We start from the raw sequence: 526 nt of genomic DNA on the forward strand, positions 1-526 counted from the left end.
CCGGGTCCCCGGCGCGTGCGGCGGTCGCCACCGCCGCCGCGGACGTGTCGCCTTCGGGGCCCGGGCGCCAGCCGCCCTCCAGGGCGCGGCGCGCGATGTTCGGGCCACTGGCTATCCGCTCGACACAGCCCCGCGCACCGCACGGGCAGGCGTCGCCGTCGAGGTCCACGCTGATGTGACCGATGTGTCCCGCGTTGCCCGTGGGGCCGGGGTGGAGCTTGCCGCCGAGGACGAGGCCGCCGCCGACGCCCGTCGACACGACCATGCACAGGGCGTTGTCGTGGCCGCGCGCGGCGCCCTGCCAGTGTTCGGCGGCGGTCATCGCCACGCCGTCGCCGACCAGGGCGACGGGCAGGCCACCGGTCACCGCACGGACGCGGTCGACCAGCGGATAGCCGCGCCAGCCGGGGACGTTGACCGGGCTGACCGTGCCTGCCGACGCGTCCACGGGTCCCGCGCTGCCGATGCCCACGGCCGTCGCGCGGCCCCACAGGTCACTGGAGGTGAGCTCGCCGAGGACCTCCTC

1 protein-coding gene is annotated in these 526 nt (G+C 77.0%); it reads right to left on the bottom strand.

The genetic code is table 11. The features are described from left to right. The coding region (locus AOK03_RS00440) for an ROK family protein (RefSeq protein WP_425264340.1) at window positions 1–526 on the bottom strand (526 nt) is incomplete at both ends.

It is taken from the genome of Streptomyces atriruber, from assembly GCF_001418325.1.
In the GTDB taxonomy this organism is placed as follows: Bacteria; Actinomycetota; Actinomycetes; order Streptomycetales; family Streptomycetaceae; genus Streptomyces; species Streptomyces atriruber.